This window comes from Streptococcus ferus DSM 20646, from assembly GCF_000372425.1.
Taxonomy (GTDB): Bacteria; Bacillota; Bacilli; order Lactobacillales; family Streptococcaceae; genus Streptococcus; species Streptococcus ferus.
The window spans coordinates 230,517-249,250 of record NZ_AQVD01000001.1 but is presented as its reverse complement, the minus strand read 5'-3'; the positions used below and the strand labels follow the sequence as shown (position 1 = coordinate 249,250).

General features: G+C 44.6%; 21 protein-coding genes. 1 reads left to right on the top strand and 20 read right to left on the bottom strand.

What is annotated here, in order from left to right; genetic code table 11:
* Position 1: 1 nt before the first annotated feature.
* From A3GY_RS0101215 to miaA, 9 genes are all read right to left on the bottom strand, one after another.
* Complete coding sequence (locus tag A3GY_RS0101215; RefSeq protein ID WP_018029572.1) at positions 2-691, bottom strand: DnaD domain-containing protein; 690 nt, start codon at positions 689-691, stop codon at positions 2-4.
* Between the two features lie 8 nt (positions 692-699).
* Positions 700-1,644, bottom strand: a complete 945-nt coding sequence (gene metA / locus A3GY_RS0101210) for a homoserine O-acetyltransferase MetA (RefSeq protein WP_018029571.1) — start codon at positions 1,642-1,644, stop codon at positions 700-702.
* Positions 1,645-1,751: 107 nt separating this feature from the next.
* Positions 1,752-2,264 (bottom strand): adenine phosphoribosyltransferase, encoded by a 513-nt coding sequence (locus A3GY_RS0101205; protein ID WP_018029570.1) that lies wholly within the window; start codon positions 2,262-2,264, stop codon positions 1,752-1,754.
* A 144-nt stretch (positions 2,265-2,408) separates the two neighbouring features.
* Positions 2,409-4,610, bottom strand: coding sequence for a single-stranded-DNA-specific exonuclease RecJ (recJ, locus tag A3GY_RS0101200; RefSeq protein WP_018029569.1), 2,202 nt, complete (start codon positions 4,608-4,610; stop codon positions 2,409-2,411).
* Positions 4,607-5,386 carry an SDR family NAD(P)-dependent oxidoreductase gene (locus tag A3GY_RS0101195; RefSeq protein ID WP_018029568.1) on the bottom strand — a complete coding sequence of 260 codons (780 nt, stop codon included), beginning with the start codon at positions 5,384-5,386 and terminating at the stop codon, positions 4,607-4,609. Before A3GY_RS0101195 ends, recJ begins: the two co-directional genes overlap by 4 nt.
* Positions 5,383-6,312, bottom strand: a complete 930-nt coding sequence (rnz, locus tag A3GY_RS0101190) for a ribonuclease Z (protein WP_018029567.1) — start codon at positions 6,310-6,312, stop codon at positions 5,383-5,385. The genes A3GY_RS0101195 and rnz overlap by 4 nt, the downstream gene beginning before the upstream one ends.
* A 27-nt stretch (positions 6,313-6,339) precedes the next feature.
* Entirely contained in the window at positions 6,340-6,978 is a 639-nt protein-coding gene (locus A3GY_RS0101185) for a hypothetical protein (protein WP_018029566.1), read from the bottom strand.
* The gene (gene hflX, locus A3GY_RS0101180; protein ID WP_018029565.1) at positions 6,971-8,209 is read right to left on the bottom strand and encodes a GTPase HflX; all 1,239 of its coding nucleotides are present in this window, start codon (positions 8,207-8,209) and stop codon (positions 6,971-6,973) included. The genes A3GY_RS0101185 and hflX overlap by 8 nt, the downstream gene beginning before the upstream one ends.
* Before the next feature lie 226 nt (positions 8,210-8,435).
* A complete protein-coding gene (gene miaA, locus A3GY_RS0101175) occupies positions 8,436-9,323 on the bottom strand; it encodes a tRNA (adenosine(37)-N6)-dimethylallyltransferase MiaA (RefSeq protein ID WP_018029564.1) in 888 nt (295 codons plus the stop codon).
* 159 nt (positions 9,324-9,482) lie between these two features.
* Here miaA and A3GY_RS09995 point away from each other — a divergent pair, with 159 nt between their 5' ends.
* Entirely contained in the window at positions 9,483-9,659 is a 177-nt protein-coding gene (locus A3GY_RS09995; protein WP_018029563.1) for a DUF3042 family protein, read from the top strand.
* A gap of 123 nt (positions 9,660-9,782) precedes the next feature.
* On the opposite strand, the gene A3GY_RS0101165 is transcribed toward A3GY_RS09995, so the two are convergent.
* The 11 genes from A3GY_RS0101165 to A3GY_RS0101115 form a co-directional block, all read right to left on the bottom strand.
* On the bottom strand, positions 9,783-10,547 hold the full coding sequence (locus A3GY_RS0101165) for a hypothetical protein (RefSeq protein ID WP_018029562.1): 765 nt from the start codon (positions 10,545-10,547) through the stop codon (positions 9,783-9,785).
* Positions 10,534-11,736: a chloride channel protein gene (locus tag A3GY_RS0101160; RefSeq protein WP_018029561.1), complete on the bottom strand. Its 1,203-nt coding sequence runs from the start codon at positions 11,734-11,736 to the stop codon at positions 10,534-10,536. Before A3GY_RS0101160 ends, A3GY_RS0101165 begins: the two co-directional genes overlap by 14 nt.
* Entirely contained in the window at positions 11,736-12,089 is a 354-nt protein-coding gene (locus tag A3GY_RS0101155; RefSeq protein WP_018029560.1) for a potassium channel family protein, read from the bottom strand. Before A3GY_RS0101155 ends, A3GY_RS0101160 begins: the two co-directional genes overlap by 1 nt.
* Positions 12,090-12,100: 11 nt before the next feature.
* Positions 12,101-13,618 carry a cardiolipin synthase gene (gene cls / locus A3GY_RS0101150; RefSeq protein WP_018029559.1) on the bottom strand — a complete coding sequence of 506 codons (1,518 nt, stop codon included), beginning with the start codon at positions 13,616-13,618 and terminating at the stop codon, positions 12,101-12,103.
* Positions 13,619-13,636: 18 nt separating this feature from the next.
* Positions 13,637-14,155, bottom strand: a complete 519-nt coding sequence (locus A3GY_RS0101145; protein ID WP_018029558.1) for an HdeD family acid-resistance protein — start codon at positions 14,153-14,155, stop codon at positions 13,637-13,639.
* Positions 14,156-14,249: 94 nt separating this feature from the next.
* Positions 14,250-14,858, bottom strand: a complete 609-nt coding sequence (locus A3GY_RS0101140; RefSeq protein WP_018029557.1) for a TetR/AcrR family transcriptional regulator — start codon at positions 14,856-14,858, stop codon at positions 14,250-14,252.
* Between the two features lie 299 nt (positions 14,859-15,157).
* Positions 15,158-15,676 carry a hypothetical protein gene (locus A3GY_RS0101135; protein WP_018029556.1) on the bottom strand — a complete coding sequence of 173 codons (519 nt, stop codon included), beginning with the start codon at positions 15,674-15,676 and terminating at the stop codon, positions 15,158-15,160.
* A gap of 174 nt (positions 15,677-15,850) precedes the next feature.
* Entirely contained in the window at positions 15,851-16,483 is a 633-nt protein-coding gene (locus A3GY_RS0101130) for a GNAT family N-acetyltransferase (RefSeq protein ID WP_018029555.1), read from the bottom strand.
* Positions 16,484-16,512: 29 nt separating this feature from the next.
* Positions 16,513-17,268 (bottom strand): DNA alkylation repair protein, encoded by a 756-nt coding sequence (locus A3GY_RS0101125; RefSeq protein WP_018029554.1) that lies wholly within the window; start codon positions 17,266-17,268, stop codon positions 16,513-16,515.
* On the bottom strand, positions 17,261-17,842 hold the full coding sequence (locus A3GY_RS0101120) for a TetR/AcrR family transcriptional regulator (protein WP_018029553.1): 582 nt from the start codon (positions 17,840-17,842) through the stop codon (positions 17,261-17,263). Before A3GY_RS0101120 ends, A3GY_RS0101125 begins: the two co-directional genes overlap by 8 nt.
* Positions 17,835-18,248, bottom strand: coding sequence for a VOC family protein (locus A3GY_RS0101115; RefSeq protein WP_018029552.1), 414 nt, complete (start codon positions 18,246-18,248; stop codon positions 17,835-17,837). The genes A3GY_RS0101120 and A3GY_RS0101115 overlap by 8 nt, the downstream gene beginning before the upstream one ends.
* Between the last annotated feature and the right edge of the window lie 486 nt (positions 18,249-18,734).

Here is an 18,734-nt window from a genome sequence, read left to right as displayed (position 1 = left end):
CCTAATCTCCCCATAAGTCAGCTGCAGCATTCATCATTTGCTTGAAATCATCAGACACCATGATATTATTGGGATTAGCCTGTTCACGTTCCTGACGCCGTTCTTCTACCTGACGAAGCGTCGTGATGCCTTCTCGACGCCAGTTCCTCAAGATGGCCTGAATGTAATTCCAATTAGTCTTACCATTAAAAACAGCCTCTCTCAACGCTGCCCGAACCAGTTCCGGATCGGTCTTATCATCAGCCAGCGTTTTCTGCAAATCTTCCAGCTCAAACGGGCTAAGCAAACGTCCCAACTCACGTTCAAAATCAGCTACTAAATCTTGCAAAGCATTTTCTTTAGCAGGGGAGGTCAGCTGCGGGCTGCTACTTGTCAGCAAACGATCTAGCTTTGACAAAGCCGGTGAGGCATCAAAAAACTCCTCACTCTCTCCACCTAACTCGATGGTCTTCATACTGAGCAGCTCTTGCCTGATTAAATCTGCCACTATCCGATTCACTTCTGGAACGGTTTTGTCAATCGCTGCCGCTATCTGGCTGGTAGCTATCTCTTCGCGGTTGGTTGTCATCTGAAGATAGTAAAACTGCCAAACCAAAAAATCATCCGCACTCGCAAAGATATCCTTATAATGAAATAGTAACGCTGCTGGTAATACCAAATTACCTGATTGAAACTCATCTAAAAAACTCATGGAACTCCTTATAAGTAGCCGTAAAATGAAAAATCATTCTCTAGCTCTTCTAAGCGGTATGGGGTTTCTTGATAAACCGCATAGTTAATCCAATTACTAAAAAAAGTAGCTGCAGCCAGATTCCAACGCATGGAGGGCTGGCTGGTGACATCATCATGGTCATAGTAATTTTCCGGAATTTTCGGATTTTTACCGGCCTGAAGATCACGCTGATATTCTTTTCCTAAGGTATCTCTATCATACTCCAAATGACCAAAGCTGTAAACCTCCCGCATATCTGGGCTGGCTAAAATCGATAAACCGACCTCGTCACCCTGCGCAAGTATTTCTAAATTGGTCAAGGCTTCAATATCTTCTAAACGCACTTCCGTATGGCGGGAATGCGGTGATACAAACTGATCGTCAAAACCGCGCATCAAGGGACTCTCCGTTTTTGCCACCTTTTGAGAAAAGATGCCCGACAATTTTTGGTCCATCAGGACCTTATCCACCCCATAACGGTAGTAAAGACCCGCTTGGGCTCCCCAGCACAGGTGCAGGGTGGAATAAACATGGGTCTTCGACCAATCAAAAACCTCTTTCAACTCCTGCCAATAATCAACTTCTTCAAAGGGCAGGGTCTCTACGGGAGCACCCGTGATAATCAGACCATCATAATACTTGTCCTTGATTTCGGTAAAGGTCTTATAAAAGGTCTCTAGGTGAGTCGCCTTTGTATTTTTAGAATCATGACTGGCCATATAGAGTAAATCGAGGTTCATCTGCAAGGGCGTATTGGCTAGAAGACGCAAAAGCTGGGTTTCCGTTGCTTCTTTTGTGGGCATCAGATTAAGGATCAAAATGCTCATGGGACGGATATCCTGGTTTTGAGCACGTCCGCTGTCCATAACAAAGATATTTTCAGATTTTAAAAGATCAACAGCAGGTAATTTTTTATCAAGAGTAATTGGCATGAAAATATCCCCATTTCTACAATATCTGTTTAAACATTATAAAACATGGAGATATAGTTATCAAATATATATTTTTTCTAGTTAGTTATAGAAAATAACTATAACGCCTAATAGTGCATCAGAACCTTATAATCGTAGTCTCCGATTGCCTTACGGCCTTCCAGCTCATCCAATTCAATCAAAAAGGCACAGCCAGCCACAACACCGCCAAGCCGCTCAATCATCTCAATCGTTGCCTTAACCGTTCCGCCAGTAGCCAACAAATCATCAACGATAAGCACCCGCTGACCTGGTTTAATGGCGTCAGCATGCATGGTTAGTGTGTCAACACCGTATTCTTTTTCATAGTCAGCCGAGATGACCTCACGAGGAAGCTTTCCTGGCTTGCGGACCGGTGCAAAACCAATCCCCAACTCATAAGCAACTGGACAGCCGACGATGAAACCGCGTGCCTCTGGTCCGACAATCATATCAATCTTTTTATCAGTTGCATACTGGACAATTTCACGGATAGCATAACTGTAAGCATTGCCATTAGCCATCAAGGGACTGATATCACGGAAGGTCACTCCTTCTTGGGGGTAGTTTTCAATTGATGCAATGTATTTCTTTAAATCCATTTGTTTTCTTTCTAGGGCATTGCCAAAAAATCATTTACCCTTTATTATAGCATGAAATTCATTTTTTAAAAATCCTTAGTTTTTAAAAGGAGAAAAACTGGCCTCAAAAAGCAAAAAAACTGGCCTCCACACCAGTTTTTAACCTTAGTCAGACAAGAAATCATAAATCTCCTGCGGTGTTCCCAGAGCCATCAACTCCTGGAATTTGACTAAATTTTTTAATTCTTGATAAATCTGACTTTCAGATATCTCGCGCTTTGGAGCTCCCTTATTAACCGTCATCAGCCCATCATCAATCGACACAAAGTCTAATTCTTCAAAAATCTGAATCATCTTAACCAGCAGAATTTGAGGAATTTTCAAATAATCGCTGAGGTCTCTCAGCTTATGGCGCAGGTCAAATTCGGGAAACTGATAAAGAGTCTTATAAAGCTTGGCATACTGCTCTCTGGTTCCAAAACCAGTCAAATAGTACTGATGCTTAATGGTATTTTTAAAGTAGATCGCCTGAAACTCACGTCCGGCAAAGACTTCTTTCAGCTCCGCTGCTTCATCTGGTACTTCTGAGAGGATAACAATTCTTTCTTGATTTTGGTCTCGGATATCAGCAACCCCTTGAGGAAGCGGAGCATTCTTGGCACGGATATCGATCAGCTGAAGTCCCTGAACACGGGCATCAACCAACATCAGCTGAAGACTGGTGTTGCCATTCCATTTGTTAACGGACAAAGTAACTGCCAGCTCCAAATGCTGAGCCTGCTGAAAATCAAGCAATTGACCGCCTTTATGAAAAGCCACCAAATCATAATCTTTCCCTGCCTGAGACAGTCTCAGTTTCAGGTGTGAGCCGTCCTGCCCCATAGTTCTGGCCTGTTTGACCGAAAAATCTCTTAAATAAAAAATCGGCTTCTTATGGTCCATTCCAAAAGGTGACAGTTTAGCGAGATCTTCCAGCGTCTCCAAACTGAGACTGTCAAAGTGAATCTCGTCATCTAGGTTCAAAGTGTTTTTGCTGGACAAGTCAATCTGGTTAGCAGCAATATAATCTGACAGAATCTGTTCCAAATCTGGCAATTTTGAGGCATCCAAGGTCATCCCAGCAGCTCCGCTATGGCCTCCAAAAGCAATAAACAAGTCTCGGTGAGCATTTAAGACATCAAAAATGTTGACCGCCTCAATACTGCGGGCACTGCCCTTTGCCCTTCTCTCTTCATCAATGCTTAAGACGATGACGGGCAGACCAATTTCTTCCAAAATCCGACCTGCTACAATCCCCAGAATTCCGGGATTCCATCCTTCCTTGGCCAAAACCTGAACGGGTTTGCTTGCATCAACCATGGCCATTGCCTGAAGATAGACGGACTGAACCAGCTCCTTTCGCTCTTCATTTTTAGCATTAATCATTTGCGCGATGTTCTTGGCTTCGTCATCATCAAAGCCTGTCAAAAGCTCAACAGCTGGATTGGGATCGTCTAGGCGGCCCAGGGCATTAAGCTGCGGAGCCAACTTAAAGCCAATCGTTTCCTCATCAATGTCGGTAAAATCAACTTCTGACACAGCCAACAGCTCCTGCAGGCCAATTCTTTCTGTCTGCTTGAGGATTTCCAAGCCGTACTTGACCATGACACGGTTCTCATCTGTCAGAGAAACCATATCGGCAATGGTTCCAATAGCCACTAAATCCAGTAATTCCGTCGGAATCGTTTCTAGTAGGGCACAGGCCAGTTTAAAGGCCACACCGCAGCCAGCTAAATATTTAAACGGATAAGCAGCATCTGGGTGTTCGGGGTGAATGATGGCGTAGGCTTCGGGTAATTGCTCAGGCATACTGTGATGATCCGTCACAATGACGTCCACCCCTTGCCCTTGAGCATAGGCAATTGCTTCATGCCCAGCAACGCCGTTATCCACCGTCACAATCAATGAAATGCCTTCCTGCTCAATAAAGTAACGATAAATACTCTCATTAGGGCCGTATCCATCTGTAAAGCGGTTAGGCAGATAAACGCGGACTTCTGCCCCTAGCATTTCCAGAGCTTCTTTGACAATCGAGCTAGACGTCATCCCATCTGCGTCATAATCACCATAGACAAGAATCTGCTCCCCTTCCTCAATCGCTGACCGGATGCGGGTGACAGCCCTTTCCATATCATGCAGGAGATAAGGATCATGCAGCTGTTCCAAGCTCGGATTTAAAAATGCCTCTAGCTTTGCTTGGCTGTCAATCCCCCGATGGTATAAAATCTGAGCAGCTGTCTGGCTAAGCTTTGCTTTTTTAGCCACCTCAAAAAAGCCAGCATCTGGCTCTTGTTCATTTATTTTCCAGTTGTATTTTGAAGAAATCATTTATAGCTAAAGACCTTTCTGGCAAGAAAATCTGAAATCCTGGGAAAGAGGGTGTAACATTTGGCAGCAAGTTTCAGCATAAAGGGCATGTTAAGCTCTCGCTTATTGGTCCCCATAATCTTGACGATCCGTCGGGCAACGTCTTCTGGTTCCAAAGTGAATCGGGCAACACTCTTGAGGTAATCACCGCTTGGGTCTGCCTGATCAAAGAAATGCGTCCGAATTGGCCCAGGATTAACAGTTGTCACAAAAACATTTTTATCGGCTAGCTCCAAGCGCAGAGCATTTGAAAAACCAATGACTGCAAACTTTGTCGCCGAATAGATACTGGATTTGCTGGAAGCGATGAGACCGGCCATACTGGCAATCATTATCATATGGCCTCGTCCCGCCTCTGCCATTTTCTGACCAACAAGTCTGGAAAAATGGAGGGTGGCCAATGTATTGACGTCAAACATCTCCTGAATGGTGTCATTCGAGAAGCGATCAAAGTCTTTGAACTCACCGAAACCAGCATTGTTAATCAGATAGTCAATCCGGCCGTAGGTTTGGTAAATGTCCGCAACAAAAGTTTCAATCGCTTGGGCATCCCTAATATCCAACTGAAAAAAGGCCACTTGAGGCAAATCAGAGTAAAGTTCCTCCAGCTTTTGCCGGCTCCGTCCCTGTAAAATCAGTTGACTTTCTCTTGGCAGCTGGCGGATGATTTCCTGTGCCAGACCACCCGAAGCTCCTGTTATCAGAATAACGGGAGCAGACTTTTCTTGAGTGTTCATAGTTTAATTTCTTCCAAATCTCTCACAACATGAGTATTTTCAAAAATATCTTGGGCATCTCGGCGCATCTTGGAAATGTCTTTGGCTAAAAAGCGGGCACTGACATGATTAAGCAACAGTCTCTTGGCAGACGCCTGTTTAGCGACTTGTGCAGCCTGCATATTGGTAGAATGCCCATGGTTGCGGGCCAGTTTTTCGTCACCCTTGCCATAGGTTGCTTCATGTACCAAAACATCCGCTCCCAGCCCCAGACGAATACTGGCATCGCATAATCTGGTATCACCCAAGATCGTGATAACCTTGCCTTTTTTGGGTTCAGAAATATAATCTTTGGCAATAATCTTGGTACCATCCTCAAGGACAACATCCTGACCGTTTTTTACCTTGCCAAAGAGAGGACCAAACGGCAGACCGGCCGCTTTAAGCGCCTCTGCATCCAAACTTCCTTCCAAATCTTTTTGAATAACACGGTAGCCAACACAAAAGATACTATGGTCTAACTTCTCAGCATAAACCATAAAATGATCCGTTTCTAAGATTTTACCTAAATTTTTCTCTGTAAATTCATGAAATGTAATCTGATAGGGCAGGCGAGCGCCTGAGGCGCGCAAACTTGACAGCACAAGCGTTTTAATCCCAACTGGACCGTAAATGTCTAAATCAGTCTGTTCTTCGCTAGCCTGAAAAGCACGGCTGGATAAAAATCCTGGAAGACCAAAGACATGATCACCATGCAAATGGGTAATAAAGATATTGCGAATTTTGCGCGGTTTAATAGTCGTCTCTAAAATTTGGCGCTGAGTGCCTTCGCCGCAGTCAAACATCCAAATCTGATTGATTTCATCTAAAAGTTTTAAAACTAAACTGGAGACATTCCGAGCCTTAGACGGCTGTCCGGCACCAGTTCCTAAAAATTGAATTTCCATACAAACGATACTTTCTTTCTATACTGGTTAAACGTTTTTGATATAAATAACGGCCTGTCTTTGTTCAAACGCATAATAGATTTGTCCCTGATAAGCCTGAGCCAGCTGACAGACTTCTTCTTGGTTAAAGCCTGAAATTTTCAGCCAGCCTCCCTCTAAAAGCTGAACATTGGACAGGAGGGCCTCTTCTCGGTCGATTTGTTCAAGGACTGTTTCGCTGATGGGCAAAGGCTGCATCCTAATGGTTTGATCTGCGGCAAAAATCTTATACTGAGGGAAGATCTGGGCCAATTCAAAAAAGAGCCCTTCATCTGGCGCCTCTTCCTTTTCACTGAAAACAAGCGCTTCTTCCTGGTCATTGACATAAGCAAAACCATAAGACTTGCCGGACAGATTAAGCCGAACAAATGGCTTAATCTCCGCAAAAGAGGGTGTGGAGGTTAATAAATTCAAAGATTTGCTTAAGTCAAAATAATAATCTGTCGCTGCTTGAGGCGATTGTTTTTGGTAAAGCTCTGCGAAATAAGCATTGATGACACTCGGCGGAGGGGTGATAAAGGCCAGCTTCTGGTCATGATTCAGACCTTCCAGCTGATGTTTCAGATAAACCTTATCAAGACTGGTAAAACCTCCATAGGTGAGCGCCAAATCAAGGTAATCAGTCATAGAAAGCCTCCAATCGCCATTGATTTTCCTCTGCAATATAGCCGGACAGTTTTCCGTCACTTTCTGCCATATCGTAAGAATCCAGTAAGGCAAATTTACTCAAATCATAACTTTTGTAAAATTGACTCGCTTCTGCCGTAAGGCTAAAAGGAACGAAGATAGCCTTAATCTTAGCTAAAATCAGCTGACGCAGCTGCTCTGGCGCCTCTTTACTTTTGGCTGAGATTAAGGTGTGAGGGAAAAGACTGGGGATAAAGTCATGGGCCACATCAGCCTTATTATAGACTGTCAAGCGAGGAATCTCTGCCATATCTAACTTTTGCAGAAGCTCCATAACCACTTTTTCATGTGTTTCGTGATTGGGGTCACTGGCATCAATAACATGAATCAGCAAGTCAACGTAACGGCTCTCCTCCAAGGTTGATTGAAAGGCTGCCACCAGTTCCGTTGGAAGGTCTTGGATAAAGCCAACGGTATCGGTCAAAGTCGCCTGAAACCCTTCGGTCAAATGAATCTGTTTGGTGGTTGCATCTAATGTCGCGAACAGTTCGTCAGCTTCGTACTGTTCCTTACGCGTCAGGATATTCATCAGGGTGGACTTACCGGCATTAGTATAGCCTATCAGGCCAATCTTAAACGTCTCTGAATGCAGGCGCTTTTCCCGAATTCGTTCTCGGTTTTGACCGACCATTTTGAGCTGACGTTCAATATCCGAAATCTGCTTCCGGATACTGCGGCGATTCAATTCTAACTGGCTTTCCCCAGGCCCTCGGCTGCCGATACCTCCTGCCTGCCGGCTAAGCATAATCCCTTGCCCAATCAGTCTAGGCAGCATGTATTTCAGCTGGGCCAGATGCACCTGGAGCTTGCCTTCGTGGCTCCTAGCCCGCAAAGCAAAGATATCTAAAATAAGCTGCATGCGGTCAATCACCTTGACGCCAAGCTGATTTTCTAAATTAGTATTCTGGCGAGGGGTCAGACGGTTATTAACAATAACGGTATCAACCTCTTGCGCATCTACTGCTGCCTGCAATTCAGTTAATTTACCTGAACCCACTAGAAACTTGCTGTCGTACTTGTCTTTTTTTTGAGTATAGGAAGTCACCACTTGGGCACCGGCCGTTTTAGCGAGATTGGCCAGTTCTGTCATTGACAGTTCAAAATGTTCACTATCTGGCAGTTCAACGCCAACTAATATCACGCGTTCTTGCGCTTTTTCTGTCCCAAACATGCCTGACCTCCTTCCCTTATCCTTCTTGAAAACTACCTCTTCATTATAGCACAGAGACAGGTAAAAATCAGACAAAAGGAATGGAAAAGACATATTTTTTGATACCTGTTTGTCATTTTGTCATCATTACGTTACATAACCGAGGAAAAGCTTTTTCAAACAGTCCGCTCCTCAATACCTGTGGCAACAAATAGGATAAATACAAAAAACGCCAGAAATGGCGCTGTCAACGGATAAAGTCACGGACAGCCTCTTTGATGCTGTCTTCACATCCTGCTTCTCCCACCATGTAAAAATCGACCTGCATGCGGTTTTTAAACCAAGTGAGCTGGCGCTTGGCAAATCGGCGAGAATTTTGCTTGACCTTGGCAATAGCCGTGTCTAAGTCTTCCTGACCAGCAAAATAGGGGAAAAACTCCTTGTAACCAATCCCCCTGCTAGCCTGACTCTCAAAATGATGGTCAAAAAGATTTTTAGCTTCATCTAAAAGCCCTTCTTCCATCATTACGTCTACACGATGATTAATCCGATGGTATAAGCTGTCGCGGTCATCATTCAGACCAATCAGCAGGAAATCATAAGGAGGTTCCTGATTCTGAGCATCTGAACTGAAACGCTTCAATTCTAAAGCACGAATGGCACGTCGGCGATTGATTTCTGGAATTTCCAGACGCTCTCTTTTGACCAAATCGACAAGCGTTTGGTCTGATAGTTGTTCTAACTCTTGGCGGTAGGCTAGAACCTCTTCTTGATCGACCTCTCCTCCCAGATGATAGCCTTCTAAAAGGCTCTGTAGATACAGGCCTGTACCGCCAACAATAATAGGGATTTTCCCTCGGTCAGCAATTCTTTCAATCGCCTGACTGGCCTCTCTGACAAAATCAAAGGCTGAATAAGTCTCATCAACATCTCTCACATCAATCAAGTGGTGAGGAGCCAGTGCCTGCTCCTCCTTACTGGCTTTAGCGGTGCCAATGTCAAGTCCGCGATAAACCTGCTGGCTGTCACCGCTGATAATTTCACCCCCAAAGGCCTGGGCCAGTACAATCCCTAAGGCTGTTTTGCCAACCGCCGTCGGCCCAAGCACCACCACAATTTTTATCTTTTCTGCCATTTTCCTAACTTTCGTCTGGTTTATTCAGCCTAAAGGCTGATTTTTTCCTGCAAGTGATAGTTTCACTTGAAATTTAACCGTTTTTTCGTTACCATATATTATAACATAAGATAAAACGACAAGAAGATGTCAAATATGATTTATCTAAAGGAGAATACTATGGCTAAAAAACATTCATTTGCTAAAGGTGTGGCGACAGGTGTCTTGGGAACTGCAGCAACCGTTGCCGGAGCTGTCTTTGCCGTAAAGAAAACCATCATTGAACCAGAAGAAAAAAAAGCGGCTTTCATTGAAGAAAATCGGAAAAAAGCAGCTCGTAGACGCGTCGCTAGATAAAAAAAACAGCCTGAGGCTGTTTTTTTATTTATTAAAGTAAGAATGGAATTATTTTCTCTTAACTGCTGCCTTACAGATTTTTTACTAAAAGTGACAAAGCAGAGGGCCTATCCTACCAAGTCTCTAGAGACGTGAAGACTCATCACTCTTATCTATGACGCGTATTTCTAATAACAAGACTTTTGTCTTCTTACCCTTTCTTCGTTCCAGCCAATAAGCATAACCGGATTCAAACACTAGGTAAGCTCCTAAACTGCACAGAAGCATATAAGATATTCTGATAATCTGTTCGATCTGTGTCAGAGTCGTTGCTATCTCTCTTAGCATTTTATAGAGGGGCGCATTTTCCTTCAAAATGGTCCAAGAGTCTTTCAGGGTCGCTTCCATGTTCCCAAGGCTTTGTAAACCAAAACCCCGCAGCTTATCTAACACCTGTTCAGCAGTTGCTTGAACATCATAATGTCCAAGATCACCAGATAGCTGGTAAATCTGCCATCCCTGGATGATAAGGACAAGAATGACAGCCAATAGAGCCCCAGCCATCAACCAGATCAACCCGTAATAGGCCCAGGTCAGGCGCTTCAAGGACTGATTATAGCCAATAGATTGACTTTCCCTCTTTAAAAAGCCTAGCAACTGCTTATTCCCCCAAAAATACAGGAAGAGCTGGCCCAGAAAGGCAAGAATCAGGAATATCCCCATCCAAATCAGTTTTTGGCTGATAAAGGAGCCTATTTCCCCTGCCAATAGGGCATCCACATAGGCCATGGAGGGAGTTAGGCTGGCTTTGATGATTCCCCGATAGATGGCCGGCTGGAGCAAGAGCAACAAGACGACGATCAGACCCCAGAGACCATTGAATAGTCGCCATTGATTAATTTTCTGCATGGGCTTCTCCTACTTTCACTTTTGTACCTATCCACCGTAAAATGAAGATGAGGAGGAGAGCAATAGGCCAGAGTTTGATTGGAAAAAAGAGGGAGATAAAGATACCTGCCAACCACTCCTTCTGCAGCAAGGTGACCGCCAAGGAAAGACTGACAACCAGAACGACAAAGAGGGGATCATAGCCCGGCAGGAACTGGGCAAAGGCAAAGCCCTGCAGGATACTGGCAAAGGTGATAGGAAAAATATCCCCACCAGTCCAACCTGTTTCCAGACAGATTTCTAAGAAAATCAGTTTGAGGAGGGACAGTCCAAGTAAAGCCAAGACCGGCAGCTCCAGACCCATCTCCACAACTGAGTGCATGGCATGCTGTCCTGAAAAGAGCAAGGAGGGAGCAAAAACAGCTACTCCAAAGATTGCAACTGCCCCTATCATGATTTTCCCAATCAGAGGCAAGGGCAATTGCTTCAAGCTTCCTTTAATTTTTTTCATCAGCCAATGATAGACTCTACCAAAGAGGAAGCCATAGAGCATGAGGGGCAAAATCAGAACCAATTCCGCCATCTGCCACTGGCTATCACCTAGTTTGGTGATAAAAGAAGGTTGCTCTGTCATTCGCATCAGCAGGACAAAAATAATCAACCCGTTGACAATGAAGAACAAGCGCTTCTTATCCGTTCCCTTCTGACTGGCTGTATAGGTCAGCAGGTATTGACTGGGATGGAAAAACCTGACTAACCTATCTTTGAGGGACAGTTGCTTCAGCTGCTCTCTATTAGCTTCCAGATAACGGAGTTTGTCCGCCTGCCAGATGGAGTAGGCAATGACTGCACCCAGCAAGGGAGCCTCTGGCCCAACTCCTGCTCCCAAAACAAGGATAAGCAGGGCCAAGACTAGGCTGCGCCAAGTATGGCGGTAGTTGACCGTCTGCTGCTCTTTCAGCTCCTCCATCAGCTCATGGCTGGTTCTAGGCAGACTCCCCCACTTTTTCTTAAGTGCAAAGACAAAGAGGCCGCCAATTAAGAGCAAGAGACCTTTATAAAGGTTGGGAAAGGGCACCGAATGCCCCCAGCTTTCCCATAACAGATGGCTGCCAAATTTTTCAGCCATCAGAAAGAAAAAGGCAACTAGGGCAATCAGACTGCTCAAGCAGAAGCCCGAAAGCAGGATCCTAAGATTTTGTTTCTTCATTACTTTTGGTCCTCCTCCTGAGGTAAGAGCTTGTTCATTTCCATATAGTAGGTCACCACAATCCCTGACAGACAGCCGAAAAAGAGGAGGCCATAGAGAGACAGGGTAACACTGACAATCCTGCCGATGGCTGTTGTCACCACAATATCCCCATAGCCCGTAGTGGTCGAGGTTACAAAAGAATACCAAATACTATCTCCGAAGGTCTTGATGGCAGGCTCAGTAAACAACAAGATCAGGGCTGCCGGAAAGAGATAACAGACAAAGGACAGGATAAACTTGGAAAAATGGGTTACCTTGACAATGTGCCACAAGACCTGCAGGGGTTTCTTTTTTCTAAGGTTCGCTTTCATGGTATTTCCTCCTAAAAGAGCGGACTCAAGACTCTTAGAACAGCCTGACCTGTCCGTTTCAGCAGTCCTTCTCCCAGATCCTTCAACTGCACTTCTTCACTGACCGCAAAGGTTTCGAGATAGTCCTGTTTCAAGTCCTTGAGCGCATCCACTTCATAGAGGAAGGTGCCGCATTCAAAGTGCAGGTAGAGACTGCGGTAGTCCATGTTGATAGTCCCAACCACACCAACCTTATCATCTGCCAGATAGCTCTTGGCATGGATAAAGCCTGGCGTATAGCGATACAAGCGAACGCCTGCTTCCAGAAGCGGACGGAAATAGGATTCGGTCAGGGTATAGACAGCCTTCTTATCTGGAATCTTCGGTACTACGATGCGGACATCTACCCCTCTTTTGGCCGCCATGGTCAAAGCCAGTGTCATTTCATGGTCGATAATCAGATAAGGGGTAAAGATGTAAACATAGTCCTTGGCATTCCAGAGGATATCCATATAGAGGTTCTCAGAAATCAGCTCCTCATCCAGAGGCGAATCGGAGAATGGCTGGACATAACCCTTGGCCCTTACGGACTTCTTAGGCAGATAGGCCGCAACATGGGTCTGCTCCTTGCGGCAGGCATCCCAAACCGAGAGGAAGATGAGGGTCAGATTGGCAACCCCATCCCCTTCCAAGCGCAGACCGGTATCCTTCCAGTGGCCCAATTTGCTGTCCACATTGATGTATTCATCCGCGATATTGATGCCACCGTTGTAGGCCACATCGCCATCAATGACTAAGATCTTGCGATGGTCGCGATTGTTCATCCCCAAGGCTAGATAAGGGACCATCGGATTAAAGGTTACCACCTTGACGCCCTGACTTTCCAGCTCGGACTTGAAGCCCTTTGGCAAGACCATCAGAGAACCCAAATCATCATACATGACACGGACATCCAGACCTTCCTGAGCCTTGCGGATCAGAATTTCCTTCATCCCATCCCACATCTGCCCTTGGCCGACAATGAAGTATTCAAAGAAGATAAAGGACTGGGCCTGCTCCATATCCTTGAGCATGGAAGCATACATGTCCTCACCCAGTTTAAAATAGGTCACATCCGTATTGCCATGGCGGGCATAGGTTCCCTGACTGGCAATGTAGTCCGAAATCCCTTTGACCTCGTCTGCAATTGGGACATCTTGGGAAGAATAGTTAGTTTGCTCTAGCTGCTGCTCAATGTGGGCTTCCGACGCTTGAATGGCCTTTCTCAGCTTCTTAGCTGGTTGCTTGTTGGCAGAGATTAAGTAAAGAAAGGTTCCAAACATGGGCATAAGGCCAATCAGGATGAGCCAGCCAATCTTGTAGACCGGATTATCCTTGGAGCTGACAATAACCAACATCATCAGGACACTGACAAGCCCAAAAATAGCTGTAATCACCGTGGAATAGCTGCTTAATTGGTAGAAAAAGAGCAGGAGCCAGGCCAGTTGCACCAAGAGTAAAATGGCCCCGATGGTCACCTTGTTAAAGAGGATATTTTTCAGCTTCTCCATATTGAAACCCTTTCTAACTTATGCTTTTTTAGATTTGAAATAGAGAATGATACTCACAATACCTTGATAGATAAAGACAAAGGCTATGGTATAGGTCACAAAGATACCTGTCATGAGTGGGTGGCCCATCATGATGATCCCTGCGATAATACCCAGAATACCTGTCCAAAGAAGAGTATTCCCCAACTTCTTATCCACTTTTTTCACTTGAAAACTCATAATGGTTTTTGAAATACCTGTAAAGAGAGCCCAGAAAGCAAAGATGAATGGGATGAAAGTGACTTTTTCAAGGAAACTTCCTGAAAAGAGCCAGAAAGACAGCAATACAGTCATAACACCGTTGAAAAGATCCCAGCCTCTTTTCTCGTCTGCTGAGAAGTATTTAATAATTTCAGAAATCCCGTTCACCAAGAAGATAAGGGCAAACAAGAAGGCAAAGGACAGAAGGCTGAGGGCTGGATTGGCCATCAGATAAAAACCTGCAAGAATGGACAGAACACCTGCTAAGATAGACAACCATGATAATTTTTTAGACATAATAACTCTCCTAATATTTATTATTTATTTATATTTGTGTTGGTTTCGAGGTCAGGCCTCAAACTGGACTTCTAATCATGAATCATTCCTTTCATTAGTCGCCATCTTTAAAGATGCCATAGATCATGAGATGGAGGACCTTTTGGAGGTCATTTTCATATTGGCTGGCCAAACTGCCAGTTCCTTGAGACCCGTTGACTGCCAAGTAATAACTCCGAAAAAGCTGCTGGATAAAGCTCAAATAGTCCAGGGCCTGTTCTTGACTGATATGATCTTTAAGAGTGGACTCCGCCAATAATTTTTCTGAAACCTGGCGATTCAAGTCCTCAAAAACAGCCTTTTCCTTTGCCACTTCCTCGGCAATTTCTGCTGGAGTCATCAACCAAGCTTCAAAAAAAATATGGCTATGGTGAGGAAAATCCTTGGAAAAGCGATGACGCCGCTCCACATAGTCTGCCAGACTAGGCACTTCCCCCGACTCTCCGCGAATCATAGACACAGCCTTGTGGAAACTCTCTCTAACGCAGGCCAGATAGAGTTCTGTCTTCCCAGCAAAATTGTGATAGAGAACCCCTTTTGAAATCTTGTGATTTTTACAGAGCTCATTGATCCCAAAGGCCTTGTAGCCTTTTTGGGAAAATTCAATTAAGGCCGCATCAATGATCCGTTCCTGAGTTAACTTGGTCTTTAACTCTTTTTTCATCCTACTTCTCCTAAGCTTTTTTACAATTATAGACCGAGTGGTCTATAATGTCAAGCTGCCTGCTCAAAAAAAGAGAAGCTTATGGCTTCTCCTGTTTCTATGATGCTTACGACTCCTTGTCAATCTCCAATTCCCTCTCTCATCAGCGGTGCCTCGCCCACACGTCCAAGGATTGCTCAATCATTAAAGACTGTCCTTAAAAACCTTATGATGTCACTATGAAATGGTATCTCATCGTAGAACCTGACAAATAAAGTCTAGCTGATACCTCTCAGCACAAGTACGGCCAGTAGACCTTCTTAAGGCTTAGCACTCCCACTTTTAATACGTTTAGCGACCTTGTGACTAAATGCTTTGAGGCGCTCCTTTTCTTCTGGCCATATTTTTGTCACCCGATCAATAGCGATGATAAAAACAATAACCGCCGTGTAATCTTTAGCGTTTTCTACTAAACCTAGACTTTCCCCCACAATTAGCACTAGATAAAACCCAAATAAAATCGTCCGTTTGGGCAGAGCCATCAGACATTCAATCCCTGCTTTATAGCCTAGATAAATTTGATGGTTCAGCCCTTTTGATTTTTGCAGACGGCGATTGAGAAAAGCCCTGATACGAGCATAGAACCAATCCGAGGTAAAAAAGAGCGACTGTATCGCAATGGCAATCCACTCGACATTACTGGCGTATTTCTCCTCAAAACCGAAAAAGCGTGCCGCAATATAGGCCCAAGCCCCATTATCAATACAAATATAAATGGAAAAGTAAACCACTGCTACAGCCACCAGAATAAGAGGAAAAGCTTTTATCATTTTCATCATTTGTATCTCATACTCCAACTCATTGATTTCTCATCTATTATAATATGACCAATAAGACAAAGCAAGGGCAAAGGGAATTAAAGCATCTTCGGAATCTCTTTACAGCAAGATCGACTGGCTGCATACCTAGCAATTCTGTCATATCAATGATTAGCGACCTCACCCTATTAAAGTTTAATCTTCTAACTGCCCTGGCCGCTTTTCTTTTTGCTTGGGCGGAAAGTTTTTGTCAAATGCTTCGAGGACCGCTTCATCCACTTGGTAGCCATCGGGATCCGTATAAAGCCAAGGGCCATTTTCCAGTGAGATAGAGCCATCTCCCTGCAGGTCTAAGGCCAGGACAAAGTCCAGAACCTCTTCCTTATCCTGATTTTCTAGATAAATGCCCAGTTGACTGGCTGTGACAAAACCATATTTTGGATAGTAGGCAGGATTGCCAAAGATGACCAAATGGGAAATCCCCGCTTCTCTGGCTTGGTCAATGGCTGTTTTTGCCAAAACTTCTCCCAGACCCTGTTTTTGAAAATCTGGGCGAATGGCAAAGGGGCCAAAAATGGCAATTTCTTTGACTTCTCCCGTTTTTTCATGGCGAAGCTGGGCCTTGCTAAAGAGGATGTGCCCCACAATTTGACCGTCCACCAAGAGAATCCTGGACAGGTCTTCCAGATAATTGGGGTGCTGGCGCAACTGGTGCAGAATCAGGTGTTCTGAACACCCTGGCCGATAAACATTCCAAAAAGCCTCCCGCACCAGATTTTCAACAGCATGGTATTCAGCTGGCCTTTCCTTGCGAATTTCAATAGACATGGGATGCTCCTTTTTCTCATTTTAACATATTACGACTGGCTCTGCTTTTTTCGAATGCTCCTGGACCCATGCCTGATAATCCACTGGCAGGCTGGACTGACGGCCTTGTTTTTTGTCCAGGAATCAATAATATCCTTGAATTTGTCCATGTCTGCTTTTGACAGATCATTGAGATTGTTGGCGACACTTTTTTGGATAGATTTGTCCTCGTCATCCTTGAGGCTAGTCAGAATCCAGACATAATCTTCAAAATAGTCCAGTGCAATGGTCGTCTTTTTAGCCCAAGGCAGGGCAATTCTCAGACACTCGCAGGCCAAGCGCCTCACCTTATTGTCCTCATCCTGACACCAAATCTTGGCTAGGGCCACCGTTTTTTCAGGATAGCGCAGCAGGAGCTGCCTCATTCCAAATTCACCTGTATGCCGCTTGGTCAGTTCCTTAAGAAAGGCCGTGCTGGCTTCAAAATCATCCAGCCCGTAAAGTTCCACATACTTACCAATAGGCCAGAGCCAGTAGCCTTCCGTAAACATGCCGACACTGGTCTCCAACTCTGGACCTAAAATCTGTTCAAAAATGCCCAAACTTTCCCGATAGGTCAGAGGAATATGAGCTTTAAGTGCCTCCGCAATCAAGACCTGCCTAGGACTGAAGTCCAGACTTTCCAGCTGATCCATGACTGTCTTTTTAAAGACTACCTTTTCAAACTCTGGATAGGCTGAGGCAATTTTCCCCGTCAAGTCATCCAAAAAAGCCTCATCATAATAATCTTTTAATTTTTTAGCCATGCTTTTTGAACCCTTCTAATTGCCTTCTGATTAAGTCGTCCAAATCTAAACCGACAGCTTCCTGCTCCGCCAAATAAAGGGCTAGTTCATTTAGCCCGCCAGAAATAAGTGCCGTCATGGCCCGGCAGTCATAGCTTCGCAAGATTTTCTTTTCTTGTAAAAGCTCAATCTGCTGCTGCAAATGGTACTGGGAATTGGCTTCATCCATTTCACGCCAATCCTGCCAACCGATGACACTAGGGCCATCAAGCAGCAGAATCTGCTTGATATCAGGCTTGCAGGCCTCTTTAACAAAGGTCACAGAGCCGATAAGCAACTGTTCCCACAAGTCGTCTGTTTTGTCTGCTTCCTCTGCTACCTTTTGGCCGATTTCTTCCTGAATCTGCAGGAGAACAGCCCTGAACAAATCTTTTTTGTTTTTATAGTGATGGTAGAGGGCACCTCTGGTCATGCCAATTTGGTCCACAATTTCTTCCAGAGACGTCTGATTGTAGCCTTTTTGGGCAAACAAGGTTCTGGACACTGCTATCAGCTGACCAATGGTCGCTTGACTGGCTTCCATTTTTTTATTCATGGTAAAAAGCCTCCTGAAAATGCTCCTTGAAACTGTCAGATGGCTCAATTTCTTGAATCACGTCAACCAGCAGACCATCAATAGCCACAATAAAATGACGCTGGCCGAACTCCTCATCCCGCAAACTCAACACAATGGAATCCGGTCTGTCCTGCTGGATTCTCTCATGTATGTCAGTGATATCCTCTACTTCAACATTGACCAAAATGCCTTGGGCAACCTGCCTAAACCCCTGCGGGATGGTTTCATGGTCTGAAGCCAGAAAGGCGATTTCATGTTCTTTCAAGCGCAGGCTGACATACCAATCCGATACAAAGGTCTCTTCAAAACCAAAATAATCTACGAAAAAGGCCTGTAAACCAGCCACATTCTGAGTCATGATAACAGGGTATAGACTTTTTAACATCTTCTTCCTCCTCAATACATACATCCTGTATGTGTTTTTCTTTATTTTTGCATACATTCTATATGTATGCAAATTTTAAAAAAATAAGTTTGGGACAAAATTAGTTCCAAACTCTTTTATACTTGTTTTAGGTACTTATGACGCAGTGGTTGAGTGGGCTCTAATGCGCTGATGAATCAGCTTTTACAGCCCTATACGGTTGATGCGAACCGAGTTCGCCTTATCTCCAACCTCAAACTGTTTCCCAGACAGTTTTGATGCGAACCGAGTTCGCCTTATCTCCAACCTCAAACTGTCTCCCAGACAGTTTGAGCTATGCGGAGGTGGGAGTTCAAAAGGTCTGGGAGACCTTTTGAAGTGGGAGATATAGGCTGACGGTAGTCAGCTCACATCATTCAAGGTCTGGGGATAGACCGTTTTAGCTCAACAACTGGAAATAAAGACTTGTTGACGAAATCGAATTTCTCCGAAACGACCGATTTCTGT